1 protein-coding gene is annotated in these 628 nt (G+C 72.0%); it reads left to right on the top strand.

Translation table 11 applies throughout. The features are described 5' to 3' along the window. The coding region (locus OO47_RS32985) for an AMP-binding protein (RefSeq protein ID WP_033211205.1) at nt 1–628 on the top strand (628 nt) is incomplete at both ends.

Genomic DNA, 628 nt, shown 5'->3' on the forward strand with positions numbered 1-628 from the left:
CGCCCACGTCCAGAAGCTGCAGGCGCAGCGGCCCGGGATCACCGTGGTCAACGGGTACGGGCCGGCCGAGTCCATGGGCTTCACCACCACCCACCTCATCGACGACACCGCAGGGTCGCAGGCGGCCGTCCCGATCGGGACACCACTGATGAACAAGGGCGCTTATGTCCTCGACGGCCGACTGAACCTGTGCCCGCCCGGCGTCACCGGCGAGCTGTACCTCGCGGGGGAGGGCCTGGCCCACGGCTACCTCGGACGCCCCGACCTCACGGCGTCCAGGTTCGTGCCCGACCCCTTCGGCCCCGCCGGTGGGCGGCTCTATCGGACCGGTGACCTCGCCCGCTTCGACGCCGGAGGCCGCCTCGTGTACGAGGGCCGGGCCGACGACCAGATCAAGATCCGCGGCTTCCGCGTCGAACCCGGCGAGACCGAGACCGCCCTGCTCACCCACCCCGCCGTCACCCAGGCCGTCGTCACCGTCCACGAGGAACGACTTGCCGCCTACCTGGTGACGGCCGAGGGAACGTCCCCGGACGAGATCCGCCGGTACGTCGCCGATCGCCTCCCCGACCACCTCGTCCCCACCCACGTCACCGTCCTCGACCGGCTGCCGCTCACCCCCAACGGC

The sequence above is a fragment of the Streptomyces bikiniensis genome, assembly GCF_000716625.1.
GTDB classification, from domain to species: domain Bacteria; phylum Actinomycetota; class Actinomycetes; order Streptomycetales; family Streptomycetaceae; genus Streptomyces; species Streptomyces bikiniensis.